This window comes from Nocardia sp. NPDC004123, from assembly GCF_053603795.1.
In genome coordinates, this window is sequence record NZ_JBSGGG010000001.1 from 217,506 (window position 1) to 234,811 (window position 17,306).

13 protein-coding genes and 1 pseudogene are annotated in these 17,306 nt (G+C 70.0%); 4 read left to right on the top strand and 10 right to left on the bottom strand.

Annotated elements, in window-relative coordinates; all coding sequences use genetic code 11:
* The first annotated feature begins 200 nt into the window (after nt 1-200).
* Together ACWEQQ_RS00980 and ACWEQQ_RS00985 are read left to right on the top strand one after the other, a co-directional pair.
* Nucleotides 201-1,034 carry a hypothetical protein gene (locus ACWEQQ_RS00980; protein WP_452339783.1) on the top strand — a complete coding sequence of 278 codons (834 nt, stop codon included), beginning with the start codon at nt 201-203 and terminating at the stop codon, nt 1,032-1,034.
* Between the two features lie 106 nt (nt 1,035-1,140).
* Nucleotides 1,141-2,436: an ammonium transporter gene (locus ACWEQQ_RS00985; RefSeq protein WP_452339784.1), complete on the top strand. Its 1,296-nt coding sequence runs from the start codon at nt 1,141-1,143 to the stop codon at nt 2,434-2,436.
* 63 nt (nt 2,437-2,499) lie between these two features.
* Here ACWEQQ_RS00985 and ACWEQQ_RS00990 read toward each other — a convergent pair whose 3' ends face one another.
* A complete protein-coding gene (locus ACWEQQ_RS00990) occupies nt 2,500-3,747 on the bottom strand; it encodes a neutral zinc metallopeptidase (protein ID WP_452346712.1) in 1,248 nt (415 codons plus the stop codon).
* A 100-nt stretch (nt 3,748-3,847) separates the two neighbouring features.
* Here ACWEQQ_RS00990 and ACWEQQ_RS00995 point away from each other — a divergent pair, with 100 nt between their 5' ends.
* Complete coding sequence (locus ACWEQQ_RS00995) at nt 3,848-5,449, top strand: DUF2207 family protein (protein WP_452346713.1); 1,602 nt, start codon at nt 3,848-3,850, stop codon at nt 5,447-5,449.
* Between the two features lie 13 nt (nt 5,450-5,462).
* Here the strand turns inward: ACWEQQ_RS00995 and ACWEQQ_RS01000 are convergent, their stop codons facing one another.
* The 6 genes from ACWEQQ_RS01000 to ACWEQQ_RS01025 all read right to left on the bottom strand — a co-directional run bounded on the left by ACWEQQ_RS01000 (nt 5,463) and on the right by ACWEQQ_RS01025 (nt 12,355).
* Entirely contained in the window at nt 5,463-8,162 is a 2,700-nt protein-coding gene (locus tag ACWEQQ_RS01000; protein WP_452346714.1) for a fumarate reductase/succinate dehydrogenase flavoprotein subunit, read from the bottom strand.
* Entirely contained in the window at nt 8,162-8,923 is a 762-nt protein-coding gene (locus tag ACWEQQ_RS01005) for an ABC transporter ATP-binding protein (protein WP_452339788.1), read from the bottom strand. Before ACWEQQ_RS01005 ends, ACWEQQ_RS01000 begins: the two co-directional genes overlap by 1 nt.
* A complete protein-coding gene (locus ACWEQQ_RS01010; protein ID WP_452339789.1) occupies nt 8,920-9,792 on the bottom strand; it encodes an ABC transporter permease in 873 nt (290 codons plus the stop codon). The genes ACWEQQ_RS01005 and ACWEQQ_RS01010 overlap by 4 nt, the downstream gene beginning before the upstream one ends.
* An 88-nt stretch (nt 9,793-9,880) precedes the next feature.
* Nucleotides 9,881-11,329: an ABC transporter substrate-binding protein gene (locus tag ACWEQQ_RS01015; RefSeq protein ID WP_452346715.1), complete on the bottom strand. Its 1,449-nt coding sequence runs from the start codon at nt 11,327-11,329 to the stop codon at nt 9,881-9,883.
* 9 nt (nt 11,330-11,338) lie between these two features.
* Nucleotides 11,339-11,566, bottom strand: coding sequence for a 4Fe-4S dicluster domain-containing protein (locus ACWEQQ_RS01020; protein WP_040853885.1), 228 nt, complete (start codon nt 11,564-11,566; stop codon nt 11,339-11,341).
* Nucleotides 11,567-12,355, bottom strand: coding sequence for a GntR family transcriptional regulator (locus ACWEQQ_RS01025; RefSeq protein ID WP_452339791.1), 789 nt, complete (start codon nt 12,353-12,355; stop codon nt 11,567-11,569).
* A gap of 709 nt (nt 12,356-13,064) precedes the next feature.
* Between ACWEQQ_RS01025 and ACWEQQ_RS01030 the strand changes: the two genes are divergently transcribed.
* Nucleotides 13,065-14,339, top strand: coding sequence for an ROK family protein (locus tag ACWEQQ_RS01030; RefSeq protein WP_452346716.1), 1,275 nt, complete (start codon nt 13,065-13,067; stop codon nt 14,337-14,339).
* A 184-nt stretch (nt 14,340-14,523) separates the two neighbouring features.
* On the opposite strand, the gene ACWEQQ_RS01035 is transcribed toward ACWEQQ_RS01030, so the two are convergent.
* The 3 genes and pseudogenes from ACWEQQ_RS01035 to ACWEQQ_RS01045 all read right to left on the bottom strand — a co-directional run.
* A complete protein-coding gene (locus tag ACWEQQ_RS01035; protein ID WP_452339792.1) occupies nt 14,524-15,660 on the bottom strand; it encodes an LLM class flavin-dependent oxidoreductase in 1,137 nt (378 codons plus the stop codon).
* Nucleotides 15,657-16,469: a DUF1684 domain-containing protein gene (locus ACWEQQ_RS01040; protein ID WP_452346717.1), complete on the bottom strand. Its 813-nt coding sequence runs from the start codon at nt 16,467-16,469 to the stop codon at nt 15,657-15,659. Before ACWEQQ_RS01040 ends, ACWEQQ_RS01035 begins: the two co-directional genes overlap by 4 nt.
* A pseudogene (locus tag ACWEQQ_RS01045) lies at nt 16,466-17,218 on the bottom strand (LLM class flavin-dependent oxidoreductase); the annotation flags it as partial. The pseudogene ACWEQQ_RS01045 and the gene ACWEQQ_RS01040, both read right to left, overlap by 4 nt.
* Nucleotides 17,219-17,306: the final 88 nt, after the last annotated feature.

Sequence of the window (17,306 nt, forward strand, 5' to 3'; positions counted from 1 at the left end):
TCACCAGATACAGACTTACGTTCTGTTTCAACTCCAGAGATCCGACATAACGATCCAGTCAATCGATGCGGCAAGATCGCAATCGCTTGGCTACCGTGGACGACGGCAACTTCGGTAGCCAAACCTTCATCAGGTTGGTCGCCCCGGCCGGTCCCTCATCCCGGCCGGAGCACAACCAAATCCCCCGGAGGACATGCCTCGTGCAGTCGCATGACGACATCGCCGCAGCCTGGCTCTCCAGTACCGAATTCGCCGGCGATTCCGCCGCGGTCGGACTGCTCAGCCGCGCCATCAGCCCGCACGATTACGACATCCGGCGCGATTCCCTACCGGTGTCCGCCGCTGCCGATCCGGCCACCGCGGGCGCGATTCTGGAACTGCTGCAGCGCGGCCAGGTGCCGACCCTGGCGGCGATCCACACCCTCATCGTGCAGAACGACATGCGGGCCGAGGCCGAGCGCATCGAGCGGCTGGGCCGGCGGGCGCAGCGCAGCATCGACGATTTCGGACGGGTGCTGGCGAAACTCACCGACAACTATTGGATCGCGCACGGCACCGGTCCGACCCGGCGCGACATTCTGCTCTCCGAACCGTCGATCGCCCTGATCCGCGATCGGGTGGGCGATATCCAGCCGACCGCCATCAAGCATCTGTGGCTGATCGAGCGCGCCCAGCGCGCGGGCTGGATCGCCTACAACGCCGCGCCCCGATCCCTGTGTGCCGGAAGGCGCTTCCATGCCGCCCGGTACGGCAATCGGGTGTCGCTGCGACCGGTGAACACCATCGGCACGCTGGTGGCGGCGTATCTGCGGGACCAGGTGGCCGAGCAGGGCCGCCCGCCGCGCTGGTCGGTGCTGGCCTACGAATTGCGCGACGATCGGGGACGGCGCGTGTTCAACGACACAGCCGACGCCCGGGCCCAGCAGCAGTGGCTGGTGACCGCCGAATGGATGGCGCTCGACGACGGCAATCCGGTCCCCGGCCCGCGCGGATTGCGCGCGCTGACCAAAAAGGTCAAGGATCGTCGCAGCTAGGGCTGTTAACGGCAGGTATCCGAAGCCTCATTTTTGTAACAGCGCCTTAACGTGAGGATTCGGTAACTTCCACGCAACGCGATCACCGCGTGGAAGGAGTTACCGCATGACACCTCATCTCGACCCGGCGGCGACGGCCTGGCTGCTGGCCGCCACGGCGCTGGTGCTGCTGATGACACCCGGACTGGCGATCTTCTACGGCGGCATGGTGCGGTCCAGCGGTGTGCTCAACATGCTGATGATGAGCTTCATCTCGATTCCGCTGGTCGCGGTGGCGTGGCTGCTGTTCGGGTACAGCCTGGCCTTCGGGGATGACGCGGGCGGCGGGATCATCGGCGATCTCGGGCACTTCGGGCTGGCCGGAATCGATCCGAACACGCTGCACGTGGTGGACACCAAGAGCGGGGCGGCGGTGCCGGAGCTGTTGTTCGTCACCTTCCAGCTGACCTTCGCGATCCTGACCGTGGCGCTGATCAGCGGCGCGATCGCCGACCGCGCCAAGTTCTCGGCGTGGATGATCTTCGTGCCGGCCTGGGCGCTGATCGTGTACGCGCCGATCGCGCACTGGGTGTGGACGCCGGACGGCTGGCTGGCCAAGCTGGGCGCGCTGGATTACGCGGGCGGTCTGGTGGTCGAGATCGCCTCGGGCGCTTCGGCACTGGCCATGGCGCTGGTGCTGGGACCGCGGGTGGGCTTCAAGACCGATGCCATGCGGCCGCACAATCTGCCGTTCGTCCTGCTGGGCGCGGGCCTGCTGTGGTTCGGCTGGTTCGGCTTCAACGCGGGTTCGGCCCTGGCGGCCAATGGCATTGCCGCCGCGGTATTCCTGAACACGTTGGTGGCGGGCTGTCTGGGCATGCTCGGCTGGCTGGTGGTCGAGGCGCGGCGTGACGGCAAGCCGACCACCTTCGGCGCGGCCTCGGGCGCGGTGGCCGGTCTGGTCGCGATCACGCCGTCCTGCGGCGAGGTGAACACCATCGGCGCGGTGATCGTGGGTCTGGTTGCGGGCGTGGTGTGTTCGTTCGCGGTGAGCTGGAAGTTCAAGGGCAACTACGACGATTCGCTGGACGTGGTGGGCGTGCACTTCGTGGGCGGCATCGTGGGCACGCTGCTCATCGGCTTCCTGGCCTCGGCGGTCATGACCGGTGGGCCGAAGGGCCTGTTCTACGGCGGCGGACTGGGTCAGCTGGGTAAGCAGACCGTGGGCGTGCTGACCGTGGCGGCCTTCGCCTTCGGGGTGACCTTCCTGCTGGGCAAGGTGCTGGACAAGCTGATCGGCTTCCGGATCACCAAGGAGGACGAGATCGGCGGTATCGACTTCGCGCTGCACGCGGAGACCGCCTACGCCGAGGGCGTGCACGGGCACGCGCCGAGCCGGATCGCCAAGCCGCACGGGCACTGAGCTGTGCGATATTTCGAGCCCCGCTGCGTCTCGCAGCGGGGCTCGAATGCTTTGCGGTCCGGTTCAGTTCACCTTGCTCGCGGGGACGCTGAAGGTATTGCACTGGAGGGTGCGGTCCTTGTCGTACCCGATCTCGAACCAGCCGCCCATGTTCTGGGCGGTGCCGTGGTCGCGCATGTCGCCGGGTCCGTCGCCGCGGTGATAGGCGTCATTGCGGGCCACACCGATCTGGGCGCTGGTCAGCGAGCCGCCATTGCTGGAGGACGACAGGTACATGCCGTCGAAGCATTGAGCCTGTAATTCGGTGCGGCGGGACAGTTCCAGGCCGGTGTCGCTGCGGGAACCGGCGTCGCGGCGCTGCTGGTGCACCTTGCCGAGAATGCCGGCCTGAGCCTGGACGTGATGGCCGTATTCATGGGCGAAGACGGACAGGTAGACGACCCAGTTGTTGCCGAAGAGATCGGTTTGCAGCTGGCTGATCGGCAGGTAGATGGTCATGTCCGCCGAGCAGTAGAAGGCCGCGAAATTGGTGCTGTTCCCGGTGCACAGGGTGGTGATTCCGGTGGTGTCGGCGGACACGTTCAGCTTGGGCGCCTCGAACGGAAGATTGATCTTGTCGAACAAGGGTTTCCACGTGGAGTGCAGGCAGTCCGCCGCGGTTTCGAAGAACTTGCGCGCCACCTCGACCTGGGTGCCCCACGGCGTGTACGCGCACTTGGCCGGCAGCAGCGTGTAATCGGCATCGGTGAGCAGCGGGTTGTCGGCCGTGGCCGCTACGCCGTGGTTCTCACCGGCATCCCCCGAGTAGCTGGTCTTGACGGTCGAGCCGGCATTGATGGAATTCAGGCCGGTGGTGATGGCGGTGCGCAGCAGCACGCCGGTCACCAGCAGGACCAGGATCACCACCAGCACACCGATCCGGCCGCGGCGCGGCGGCGCGGGCCGGGTCATCGGGATCGCGCCGGTCGGCGGGGCGGCGGTGGGCGGCGGCATGGGCGCGCGGTAGGCGGGCCGGGCCGGGTAGCCCGGCGGCTGGCCGTAGGCGGGCGGCTGGCCGTAACCGGGCGGCGGAAAGCCTTGGTGCGGTGGATATCCCGGCCAGGGCGCACCCGCAGCGGGCGGGGGCGGATATCCCGGGCGCGGGGATGGATAGCCGGGCGGCGGCGGAGTGGGCCGGCCCGGCTGCGGCGAATATCCCGGCGGCCGTTGGTATCCGGGCGGCTGCTGCGACCCGCCCGGCGGGGTTCCGCGCGGTGGCACGGGACGCCGGCCCGGGGGTGTCGGTCCGTGTTCGGACGGTGGGCGAGTCATCTCCCCCGCACCCCCTCGTTCCTCAGAGATAACCTGCCGGCTCCATAGACCTGCGACTTGCCGCTGAGGAAGGATAGCAAGCTGGCTAGAGTAGCCAGTCATGCAGATTTTTCGGGGGGCCGCCCTGGTCGCGCTGCTGCTCGCGGTGGCGGGTGTGGCGGCGCCGGCCGCGGTGGCGCAGCCGGCCGGTGTGGATATCACCGCCGAGGTGAATCTGGGCGACGACGGTCTGCTGCGGATCACCGAAACCGTGAAAGTGCCCGAGGGCGGCGAGTTTCGGCAGGTGCTGCCGCTTCGGGTGCAGGTGGGCGCGGGCGTGCAGCGCAATTTCCAGGTGACCGACGTGTCCGCCGACGGGGACGGCGACGCCAAGGTCGCCGACGACCGGTTCACCATCGAGGCCCGGCCGGGTTCGGCCACCTTCAAGTACACGGTGCACAACACCGTCAGTGACGCTTCGGGCGCGCAGGTGTTCCAGTGGACCGGCGTGCTGAATACCGATGTGGCGTCGATCAATGCGACGGTGTCGAGCCCGAGCTTCCGCATGGGCATCACCAAGTGCACGGTAGGTCCGCCCGGAAATCCCCAGGACTGCGCGGATATTCGTGTGGAGCCGGACGGGTTCGCGCATCTGGAGAAGACGGACCTGCACAAGGGCGACATCCTGGATGTGACCTTGCAGCTGCCGCCGAGCACGGTCAAGGCGAATGCCGATGTGCGCGACGACAATGCGCCCGGCGCCTTCTCGCTGACCGGTCCGGTGTTCGCCGCGTTCGGCGTGCTGCTGGCGGCGCTGGCGGCGGCGGCCGGGTATGTGGTGTGGTCGCGCCGGTCGGCGCCGGCGGGCACCGAAGTGCTCGATCCGCTGGTGCGCGCGGGCGACCACGTGCAGTTCACCTCGCCCGACGGGATGCTCCCGAGCACGGCCGGGCTGCTGCTCGACGGCCACGCCGACGTACCGGATATGGCGTCGACCGTGGTGGATCTGGCGGTGCGCAACTATCTGTGGGTGAGCGCTGTCGGCGATTCGGATTGGCGTTTCTCCCGGGTGAATCCGCCCGACGCGCAGCTGACCGCCTACGAGCGCGCGGTGTACGCGGCGCTGATTCCGGAGGGCGTCGAGTCGGTGCTGCTGTCCGAGCGCAAGGGCCGGGTGGATGCGGGCGCGGTGCGGGCGGCGCTGATCGGTGATGCCGTGGCAGCCGGGGTCTTCATCGACCGGACCCGCCGGGGTTTCGAGTTCTGGCTCGGGGTCGGGCTGATCCTGCTCGGGGTCATCGCGACCGTGGCGCTGGCCTTCGGCCCGCAGCGGCACGCCCTGGTCGGCGCGGCCATCGCGCTCGGCGGGGTGGCGGCGCTGCTGCTGCCGCGCTATCTGCCCGCCCGCACGGCGCTGGGCCGGGAGCTGACCGGTCGGGTCCAGGCCATGCAGCGCGGGCTGAACGCGATTGCGCCGCAGCGCATTCCGGCCGCCGTTCAGGAGCTGGTGTTCTCCCGGGCGCTGCCGTTCCTGGTGGCCGCGCGCCGCGGCGACCAGTGGGTGCGCACTTTCCGCGAGCTGGATCCGACAGCGGACGGGAGCCCGGGCCTGTACTGGTTCGGCGGCTTCGAGGGCGATCGCGCGCTGCAGCGTTTCGGCGCGCATTTCCCGTATTTCATCACGGCCGTCGAAGGGTTGTTCCGGACCGCCGACCAGCGCTGACCCGCACGACGGCCTAGCCGCCGGCATGCACCGCCAGCGCACGCCGGGCGTAGGCGCGCACATCGGCATCGCTGTCCGCGCGGGCGGATTCGAGGGCGGCCAGGGCGGCGGCGGATTCCGGCCAGGTGCTGAGGGTCAGCACCGCGGCCTTGCGAATGTCGGGGTGGATATCGGCGAGGGCCCGGCTCAGTGGTTCGACCGCTCGATCCGGTCCGACCGCGGCCAGGCCGCGCGCCGCCCCCTCCCGGATCTGCCACGCCGAATCACCCAGTGCGGCGGTCAGTGTCGCGGCGTCGGAGTCGGCGCCCAGTCGCGACAGCGCGGTGAACGCGGCCGCGCGGACCAGTGGGTCGCGATCCGTGGTGAGGGCGCGGACGGTGTCGGCGCCGCCGAGACCGATGGTGGCCAGACCGCGCGCGGCGGCAATCCTGACCTCGCGATTGTCGTCGTGCGCGGCGGCGGTCAGGGCGGTCCAGTCGTCCAGGGAGACCAGGGCGTGCACGGCCTGGATGCGGACGCGGTGGTCGGCGTCGACGGCGGCCTTGGCGAAGAGCTCCGCCGAGCCGGACCGCAGGGCGCGCAGCAGGTCCACTACCGCGGCGCGCACGATCGGGTCCGGGGAATCGGCGTGCCGCACGAGACCGGTTGCTGCGGGCAGGATTTCGGCGAGTTCCCGCAGGCCGGACACGGCGGCCGAGCGCACTTCCGCGTCCTCGTCCGCGAGCGCCGCGATCAGCTGCTCGGCGAAGCCGTCCGGCGTGTGCTCGGTGAGGACCGCCAGGGCGGTGGCGCGGACCCGGGGATCCGCATCGGAGAGGAACGGCAGCAACTCCTGGGTGCCGGGTGCGTCCAGGCTCAGCAGTAGCGCGATCCGCGGTGCCACCACGTCTTTCGTTGCGACGCCCGCGGCCGGCGCATGCGAGCGCACCTGCGCCCCGAGGTTGGGCGGGGTGCCGATGAGGGCGGGCTGGTCCACCGGGACGACGGTGTCGTCGGTGCCGGGCAGATCATCCAGCCCGGGCACCGGAACGAAATACGGTGCGACCGGCCGCTTCAGGAATTCCATCCGGCCGTCGGCGGTCTTGCGCAGGTTGAGGTGGTACCGCCATTCGACGTCGTCGCGTTCCGGCAGGTCGGCGCGCTCGTGGTACAGGCCCCAGCGGGATTCGGTGCGGGTGAGTGAGGAGCGGGCGGCCATCTCGGCGCAGTCCCGAATGAAGGTGACCTCGGCGCAGCGCATGAGCTCGTGCGGGGTGCGCGCGCCCATGGCGGTGAGGTCGTCGCGCATGCGGTCGAAGGTCTCGATGGCGAGGGAGAGCTTGGTGGCCGTCTTGGGCGGGGCCACATAGTCGTTCACGAACCGCCGCAGCTTGTATTCGACCTGCTGCTGCGGCGGCCCGTCGGGATTGCGCAGCGGGCGGTAGACGAGTTCGTGGGCGGCGGCGAGCTGGTCGGCGGGCAGCGCGCCGGGAGCGGTGATCTCGCCCAGGGTGGATGCGGCGTGTGCGCCGGCCAGGTCGCCGTAGACGAACGCGCCGATCATGTAGTTGTGCGGGACGCAGGCCAGGTCACCGGCGGCGTAGAGACCGGGCACGGTGGTGCGGGCGTGTTCGTCGACCCAGACGCCGGAGGCGGAATGCCCGCTGCACAAACCGATTTCGGAGATGTGCATCTCGATGTCGTGGGTGCGGTAGTCGTGGCCGCGATTGGCGTGGAAGGTGCCGCGGGTGGGGCGTTCGGTGGTGTGCAGGATGCTCTCGAGGGCGTCGAGGGTCTCCTCGGGCAGGTGTGAGACCTTGAGATAGATGGGGCCGCGGGCGGATTCGATCTCCCGCTTCACCTCGGACATCATCTGGCCGGACCAGTAGTCGGAGTCCACGAAGCGCTCACCGAGCGCGTTCACCTGGTACCCGCCGAACGGATTGGCCACATACGCGCAGGCCGGGCCGTTGTAATCCTTGATGAGCGGGTTGATCTGGAAGCATTCGATGCCCGAGAGCTCCGCGCCCGCGTGGTAGGCCATGGCGTAGCCGTCACCGGCATTGGTCGGATTCTCGTAGGTGCCGTAGAGGTACCCGGAGGCGGGCAGCCCGAGGCGGCCGCACGGGCCGGTGGCCAGAATGACGGCCTTCGCGCCGACCGCGACGAATTCACCGGTGCGCGTGTTCAAGGCGGCCGCGCCGACCGCACGCCCTTTCTCGGTGAGCACCCGCACGGGCATCAGCCGGTTCTCGATTCTGATGCGCTCGCGCATCTTCCGCTGCCGCAGCACGCGGTACAGCGCCTTCTTCACGTCCTTGCCCTCCGGCATGGGCAGCACGTACGACCCGGACCGGTGCACCCGGCGCACGGCGTATTCGCCGTAGGCGTCCTTCTCGAACTTCACGCCGTAGCGCTCCAGCCGCTGCACCATGGCGAAGCCGCGGGTGGCGGTCTGATAGATGGTGCGCTGGTTGACGATGCCGTCATTGGCGCGGGTGATCTCGGCGACGTAGTCCTCGGGTTCGGCCTTGCCGGGGATGACGGCATTGTTGACGCCGTCCATGCCCATGGCCAGCGCGCCGGAGTGGCGGACGTGCGCCTTCTCCAGCAGCAGTACGTTCGCGCCCGCTTCGGCGGCGGTGAGCGCGGCCATGGTGCCGGCGGTGCCGCCGCCGATCACCAGCACGTCGCAGTCGAGGCGGGTGGTGTCGGCGAGATCGGGGATGTCCATTACTTGGTTGCCTCCGTGAGGTCGCCCGAATGATCCAGGGCGGCAATGATGTCGGTGCGTAGCGCGCTGCGATCGACCCCGGTTTCGCGTGGGCGCGGGACCTCCAGCAGCGCGCGCAGGGGTTCGCCGGCGCGGCCGAGCACCGCGATGCGGTCGCCCAGCAGCAGCGCCTCGTCCACGTCGTGGGTGACGAAGACGAGGGTGGCGGGATGCTCGCGCCAGGTGTCGATCAGCAGGCGCTGCATGGTGTTCCGGGTCTGGGCGTCCAGCGCGCCGAAGGGCTCGTCCATCATGACCGCGCGGGGCGCGCCCGCCAGTCCGCGGGCGAGCTGTACGCGCTGGCGCATGCCGCCGGACAGCGATTTGGGCAGGAAGTCGGCGAAGCCGGTGAGCCCGATCTCGGCGATCCAGCGGTCGGCCAGCGCGCGTCGTCCGGCCCGGGGTTCGCCCCGGAGTTTCAGGGCCAGTTCGATATTGGCGCGCACGGACTTCCAGGGCAGCAGGGCATTGTCCTGGAAGACGACGGCGCGGTCGCGATCGGTGCCGGTCACCTCGAGCCCGTCCGCCAGCACCCGGCCGGTGTCCGGCCGCAGCAGTCCCGCCAGGGCGCGCAGCACCGTGGACTTCCCGCAGCCGGAGGGTCCGGTGAGGATCAGGATCTCGCCCGGTCGCACCGTCAGCGACAGGTCGCTGATCACCGGCGCGACCGTGTACGACAGCCCGACCCGGTCCAGGGTCAGATCGATTCCGGCGGTGCTCATTTCACGGACTCCTCACCGCGGGGCAGCCAGTGCGTGACGCGCCGCCCGAGCAGTTCCACGGCGGCGGAGGTGGTGTAGCCGAGCACGCCGATGGTGATGATGCCGACGAAGACGCCCGGGTAGTCGACGATGGTGTACGCCTGCCAGGTGCGGTAGCCGACGCCCAGCCGGCCCGAGATCATCTCGGCCGAGACCACGCAGATCCAGGCCACGCCGATGCCGGTCGACAGTCCGCCGAAGACGCCGGGCAGGCTGCCCGGCAGCACGACTCGCCACAGCACGTCCCAGCGCGTCCCGCCCTGTGTCCGCACCGATTCCTCCCAGATGACCGGCAGCGCGCGCACCGCGTGCCGGGTGGCGACCATGACGGGGAAGTACGCGGCCAGGAAGGTGATGAACACGATTCCCGCCTCGTCGTCGGGGAACATCAGAATGGCCACCGGCACGATGGCGATGGCCGGAATCGGCCGGGCCAGCTCGGTGAGCGGCCCCAGCGTGTCGGCGATCCACCGCGAACGCCCCAGCGCCACACCGGATGCCACCCCGGCGACGGCCGCCAACCCGAATCCGGTGAGGATTCGGATGAGCGACTGCCCCAGATCGAGATAGTAGGTGTCGGTCCCCAGTTGATGCTGAAACGCCCGCACGATCTGCGTCACCGTCGGCAGGGTGTCGAACCGCACCCAGAGCCGGAGGTGGGAGGCGGTCAGAAACTGCCAGACACCCACCGCGGCCAGCACAGACAGCGCGCGCACCAGGCGCGACCGCCATACCGTCCGGCCGGCCCCGGAGCCGGCCGCGCCCACCGCCCGTGCGGGTGCGGCGGCCGGCGACGCCGGACGGGCCGCTACCGCCGTGGACGCGGTCATCGTCCAACTCCGTTGCGCCACCGAATGCTTCGGCCCGCTTCGGCCGTTCGCCGCCGACCCGGGATCACATCGTTCCGTGGCCGGGCGCTCACGGCCGGACCTCGCTGACGGCCTGGTCGAAGGACACCGTCACACCCGACGGGTGTCCGCCCAGATAGCGCTGCACGGCCGGCGCGGTCGTGAAGGGCAGGTAACTGTCCCCGTCGCGGACCCACAGCGCCTTGTCGGCGAACCAGCGGGTGCCGAGTTCGGCATCCGGCACGTAGGCGGCGCGGACCGTCTTCCCCTGTGCCCGTGCCTGTTTGATCGCGCGGAGCAGGCTGGTGGGGTCGGCGGCGGGCTGGGTGACGTCCTGGCCGGTGAGCCAGATCTCGCCGGCCAGCGCCGGATTGTCGGCAGCCCGGTTGGCCACCGGATCGGTGCCGGCGACGGGGGCGGGGTTGGTGGTGCGCGCCAGCTCCGCGTCGTAGTTCAGGCCCCGTTCCGCGAACGCCTGCTTCAGCGCGGCCGGGTCGACGAACCTGTCGATGTCGAGGTCGGCGAAGTCGCCGATCGACTTCAGGTACGGCACATCACCTTTGAACGCGGCGATGAGCGAGGGCTTCAGCGTGGTGTCGAAGGAGGTTCCGCCCGGCCCGTTGTACAGGTACACGACCTCCGGGGCCAGCCCGGCGTTGTCGGCGACCACCTGCGCCGCTTCCAGGGGGTGCTGGTGGATGAAATCGGTGGCGTCCAGCTGGGCCTGCAGGAAGGCATCGAGCACCTCGGGATGCTGCGCGGCGTAGTCGCGGCGGGCGACCACGCCGTGGAAGGTCGGGACGTTCAGTTCCGCGCCGTCGTAGAGCAGCCTGGCCTTGTTCTGGAAGACCAGCAGCCCGGGCCAGGCCACGAACTGCGACAGCGCCGCCACCTGCCCGGATTCCAGTGCGGAGGAACCGATCTGGGGCTGCTGATTGAGCACCTCGACTCCGGACTTGGGGTCGATGCCCGCGCGGGTCAGCGCCTGCACCAGGGTGCCGTGCCCGGCGGAGCCCACGCTGGCCGAGATCTTCCGACCGGCCAGATCGTTCAGGGATTGCGCCTTGGAGTCGGGCGCGACCACCACCATATTGAGCGCGCCCTTGGGGTTGTAGCCGGTGATCGAGACCAGTTCGGTCTTCGATCGCTCGCTCGCCTGGGTGCGGGAGCCATTGATGAGCAGCGGATAGTCGCCCATCGAGCCGATGTCGATCTTCTCGGCCACCATCTGCGCGGTGATGGGCGCGCCGGTGTCGTAGTCCTGCCATTCCACCGCGTACTTCTTGCCGCCCGCGGCGCTCAGGGTGTTCAGGCGCTGTTCCAGAAAGCCCTTGGCCTTCAACAGGGTTCCGGCGGTGACGGTATTGATGGTCTTGGACTGGTAGCCGATGACGACCTTGACGGTGTCACCGTCGCCGGTGCTCTCGAGCGAGCAGCCGGACGCGGTCAGGGCGAGGGCGGCGGCCAGGGCGGCCGTAGCGAGGCGGGCGGGGCGGTTCTCACGAAGGGTCGACAGCATGGGTTTTCCTCAACGCAGCAGGTAGGGCATGTTGACGGTGACGGCGCCGGTGGGACAGCGGGCCGCGCAGGGGCCGCAGTACCAGCACTCGTCGACGTGCATGTACGCCTTGCCGTTGTCCGGGTTGATCGCCAGCGAATCCAGCGGGCAGATCTCCACGCACAGCGTGCAGCCCTGGATGCACAGCGATTCGTCGATGGTCACGGGCACGTCGGCCCGGTGCTCGACCACAGCCATCTAGATCAACCTCCAGTCGGTGCCCGCTTCGGCACCGGGTGAGCGCTCCGGTGGCCGGATCAGGCTGCCGCGCATGGTGATCCGGTCTCCGCGCATGCGGATGTATTCCAGGTCGACCGGGCGGCCGTCCTCGAGTTTGGTGAGCCGCTCGAGCAGCAGCAGCGCGCCGCCCTCCGGCATCTGCAGGGTCATGGCCGAATGGGCGTCGGCGGTGATGGCCTCGAGCGCGAGATCGGCGGATCCGAGTGGGCCGCCGCTGATCTGCTCGATGAGGGCGAAGACGTCATTGCTCTCGAGATCGCGGGTGACGACCTCGTCGCCGATGTCGGGGGCCAGATAGGTGAGGTCCAGGCTCAACGGCAGGTCGCCGAGGTATCGCAGGCGCTCGATGTACACCGCCTGTTCGCCGGGTTCGAGCCGCAGCTTGCGGGCGACCGCGGGCGGCGGCAGCAGCCGCCGGGCCGCACGCACCTCATTGCGGACCTCGCCGTGTCCGCGCAGGGTCTCCTTCAGACCGAGCAGGGCGTCGAGTCCGTGGTCGTATTTGCGCTGGGCGACATGGGTGCCGATCTTCGGGGCGCGTTCGATCAGGCCCTCGTCCTTGAGCAGGGTGAGGGCGTCGCGAATCGTGTTCCGCGACACCGCGAATTCGGCGGCCAGCTCGTGTTCCGGGGACAGCGCCCCCTCGAACGCGCCCGCGTGAATCTGCTGACGCAGCACATCCGCCACCTGACGGGCACGATCGGCCCGGCGCAGGGGTGCGCGCAGCGGTACCGGTTCCGGCGACACCTCGACTCCTCTCAACGCCTTTGACCTGTGGTTTCAGAACTGTAGAGGCGATGCGGGAGGGCACCGGGGCACGCACCGGAGGGCCGCGCGGGCGGTGCGTTTCTACGCCGCCCGGCCGTCCGCGCGGCCTGCCGAAATGCCGGTGATTCGAGCTATTGCGCCACCGCGACCGCGGGTGGCGGACTTGGAATCACGCTGAGCGGAATGCGTGCACCGGACCCGGGTCCGGAGTGGGCTCGGGGCAGGCCCGCTTTCTCGAGATGCGGGACGGCGACGTGGCGTGCACCACATTTTCCGTCGGCTCTGCCCGACCGGTTCGGTGGCGTGAAATATCAACCGGCACAAAAGATTCGGCCGTACAGCAGGTTGTTCGGAGGGTTTGCAGCCGAGACGGGCCGACAGGCCCGAGGCTGCCGGGACGGACGCGCGCGCCTTCCGTTCGTCGTGATCGGAATGATACTTTGATCCTATGTCTGCCAGTCGCCCTCTCTCCGCGCCGCGGGTCACCTACGTGACCATCGCGCTGGGCGTTCGGCTGCCGCGGCAACGGGAACTGTGTTGTCCCTGCCGTCGCGCAGCCGAGTTCTGACCCGGATCGTTCAAGCCTCACCGCCCACCCGGATCCGGGTTCCTCGCTGCACCGCTGATTCCTCCATGTAGGCATTCGTCCCCCTGTCGGCAGGCGGGACCGCAGCAAGGATTGCGAAAAGTGTCCAGCCCCACGCTCGAACGTCCCCATACCGCCGTCTCCACCGCGACCGCACGGCTGGCTCCGGCCCGCCCGGCGGTGCCGCCGGAGCTGCGCATCACCGACAATCCGGCGGCCGCCGTGCTGCGCGCCGCCACCCGCGGACCCATCTTCCGCGATATCGCCGCACAGGCCACGGGTCTGAGCATCGCCACCGTGAATCGCCAAGTGTCCGCGCTGCTTTCGGCCGGACTGCTGCGCGAGCGCGCCGATCTGACCGCGTCCGGCGCGGTGGGCCGCCCGCGGGTGCCGTTCGAGGTCGACACCGACACCTACGTGACGCTGGGTGTGCACATCGGCTTCACCGTCACCCGCATCGTGGCCGCGGACCTGTCCGGCCGCATTCTGGGCGGACTCGAAATCGCCACGCCCCAAACGGGTCAGGACGCGGCGCTGACCATAGTGGCCCGCAGCGCCAAGGCGTTCCTGGACCGGCTGCCGCGGCGGCGGCCGCTGTGGACCGGCGTGGCGCTGGCCGGGCGGGTGGATCCCGGCGCGGGCGTGGTGGACCATCCCCGCCTGGGCTGGCAGGCCGCGCCGGTGGCGGCGGTCTTCAGCAGCGTGCTGGATCTGCCGGTCTCGGTGTCCGCACACGTCGAGGCGATGGCGGCGGCGGAGCTGCTGCTCACCCCGCGCGAGCCGGGTGAGGAGGCGCGACCGGGCAGCAGCCTGTTCGTCTACGCCCGCGAAACCGCCGGTGTGGCAGTGACATTGCACGATCGGGTCCACACGCCCGCCAACGGCCCCGGCTCGATCGCGCACCTGCCGACCGGCTCGGAGGTGGATTGCACCTGCGGCCGGCGCGGCTGCTTGGAGGCCGCCATCGGTGAGCGCGCCCTGCTGGAGCGCGCGGTGCGCAAGGGCGTACTGCCCAAGCCGGAGGCCCCGCGTCGCCCGGCGATCACCGATCTGTACCGGGCCGCGGACTCGGGCAATGCCGCCGCCCGTGACCTGCTCGTCGAGCGGGCCGAAATCCTGGGCCGCACGGCGGCTCTGGTGCGCGACATGTTCAACCCGGACCGGGTGGTGCTGGGCGGTCAGGCGTTCACCGGCTGGCGGCCCGGCATGGAGCGGGTCGCCAAGGCCTTCGCGGAGTCGACCACCCTGCCCGCGGCGGATCTGCGGATCAGCCGATTCGGCGGACGGGTGCAGGAATTCGCGGCGGCGGTGACGTCGGTGAGCGTGTTCTACGCCGATCCGCTGTCGGCCATGCGCCGGGCCACCCGGGCCCGCTAGCCCGATACGACGAAATCCCCGCCGGCGTGTCCGGCGGGGATTTCCTTGTGGCCGAGGGGGTCGGGCCGGACGGTCCACGGTCCGGCCCGGCCCCCGGTCCCGCAAGCACGCGAGGCCCTTGCGCGTACTGCGGGTTTCCCCGCCGCCCGCCCCGGAGTCCCCTTCCGGGCGGGCGGCGGTGGTCTCAGGCGGCGCGCACCTGCGGGGACAGTCCCCACTCGCGAGCCAGCAGGCGGTGCGAGTTCACCCGGTTCTCATGGTCGAAAGTCACGCTGGTGACCAGGATTTCGTCCGCCCCGGTGAGCCGTTGCAGGGCGCGCAGGCGTTCGGCGACGGTGGCCGGGGAACCGACGAACTGGGTGGTGATCCGGTCGTCGACCAGGCGGCGCTGCTGGTCGGGCAGTGGCGGCGCGGTGTCGGGATCGAGGTATTCCGCCGCGCCCGCACCGCTGCGAATGCTGTAGACCCAGTGGCCGTAGGTGGCGGCCAGGTGCTGGGCGGTGGCGTCGTCCGCGGCGACCACCACATCGGCGGAGACCACCAGATACGGGCGTGGGAAGCGGGCGGACGGGCGGAAGGCCGCGCGGTAGGCCTCGACCGTCTCCACGACGGTGCCCGGCGAGACGTGATAGTTCGCCGCGAAGGGCAGGCCCAATCGCCCTGCCAGCTGCGCACTTTCACCACCGCTGCTGCCGAACAGCCAGGGCTGCACATCGGCGCCCTCGCCGGGAACGGCGTGCAGCTCGACGCCGTCGGGCGTGACATAGGTACCGTCGAGCAGCGCGAGAATCTCCGCGATCTGCTCGGTGTAGGGCAGCGGTTGCGCGCCCGGCAGGTGCAACGCGCCCAAACCCGCTCGCACCCTGGAGAAGTCGAGCAGCTGGCCGGGGAAGAACGGGGGCGGGATGACCACGCCGTCACGAACCTCGGTGGGGCGATCCGGCGCGGGCACCGGCGGCACACCCGCCGACCGCACCTGGTCCGCACGGTGACCGGAGCGCCCCAGCCCCAGATCCAGGCGACCCGGGTAGAGGGCGTCGATGGTGCCGAAGGCCTCCACCACCGAGATCGAGGTGTGGTGCCCGAGCTGCACGGCCGCCGACCCGACGCGAATGGATTCGGTTGCGGCGGCGATCAATCCGATCAGCGTGGTCGGCGCGGCGCCGGCCACCTTCACGAAATGATGCTCGGCGACCCAGAACCGGTGGTAGCCGAGCCGTTCGGCCTGCTGGGCCAGGTCGATACTGTTGCGCACCGCCTGCTGCGGCGTGGAGCCGGCGCTGATCGGGGCCAGGTCCAGGACGGATAGCGGAATGGTCATGCGGTGTGCTCCTTACGCGGATCCTGTTCGCCCGCTTCGACGGCCAGCGGGAGCCGGTTCTCGGCCGGAGCGACCGGGCAGGTGGCGTAGTCGGTGAACGCGCAGGGCAGATTGACCGCGCGATTGAAGTCGAGGACCACGGTGCCGTCGGCGGCGGGCCGGGACAGATCCAGCCGCCGCACGCCGCCGTAGGTGGTGACGCCGCTGGTGGCGTCGGTGAAGAGCACGTGCAGGCCGCGCGTCTGGTTACCGAAGACGACGAGTTGCCGCTGCTCGCCGTCCAGTTCGACGGTCACGGTTCCGGTGGCGGCGTGGTGGTGTTCGAGACCCTCGACCACCGCACCCGTGGTGACCACCCGGGCCACCTCGAAGGGTTCGAACCGGCCGGTCACGACCCAGGCCGGATCCGGCCGGTAGACAGGGATCTCGGTGAAGGCCGCCAGGGCCGGCGACGCCGGATCGTGGACACGCAGCGCGAACTGCCCGGTCCGGCGGATCACCTCGATGACACGGTCACCGGTGCGAACCTCGAGCCCCGGGGCGCCCTCGCCCGGGGTGAGCACCGCCGAACCGGCGAGTGCCGCGCCGTTCAGCAGCAGCTGCCCGGCCTCCTCGGATTGCACTATCACATGGACGTTCTCGCCCTCGGCGCGCCAGCGGCCGGGCAGGCCGTCGACGGTCTCGTCGTGCTCCCCGAGCCAGTGCAGGCCGGTCAGGCTGAGCCAGCCCAGCGGTTGGCGGGCCCAGGCGGCTCGCTCGGCGCGGAACGCGACCCACTGCTGGTCGAATTCGGTGGCGGTGGCGGTCATGAGGCGCGGACTCCTTCGGTGCCGTGGTGGGGGTGGCGCAGACCCAGGTGGTCACGCAGGGTCGCGCCGGTGTACTCGGTGCGGAAACTGCCCAGGGACTGCAGTTCCGGGACGACCTTCTCGACGAACTCGTCGAGACCGGTCGGTGTGAGAGGCGGGACCAGCACGAAACCGTCGGCGGCATCGGACTGGACGTAGTGGTCGATCTCGGCGGCCACCTGCCGGGGCGTGCCCACGAACTGCCGGCGGGCGGTGGTCGCGATGATGAGCTCGCGAATGGAGAGCTGCTCGGCCTCGGCCCTGGCCCGCCACGCCTCCGCGATGACGCGCGGATCGCGAGCGTGCCGGACCCTGCCCCGGGTGATGTTCACATCCTCGGCCGGATCGATGTCCGGCAGCGGGCCGTCCGGATCGTAGGCGGAAAGGTCACGGCTCCAGACCTGTTCGAGGAAGGCGATCGCGGTCTGCGGCGTCACCTGCTGCCGGCGGATGCGATCGGCGCGGTGCACCGCTACCCGGGTGCTGTGCGGATCGGCCGCGCGCACCGCCACCGGCGGCTGCCCCTGCGGCGGACGCGGGGTGATGGACGGGCCCTTCACCGAGAAGTGCTCACCGGCGAAGTCGATGTAGTGCAGTTTGTCGCGGTCGATGAAGCGGCCGGTGGACGTATCACGGATCTCGGCGTCGTCCTCCCAGCTGTCCCACAGCCGCGACACCACCTCGACGGCCTCGTCCGCCTCCCGCCAGCGGGAGCGGGCATCGAAGAGGTCCTCGGCGCGGGAGTCGGCGCGCCGCCAGAAGGCCGGGTGCACGCCGGTGCCGGACAGTTCCAGGCCC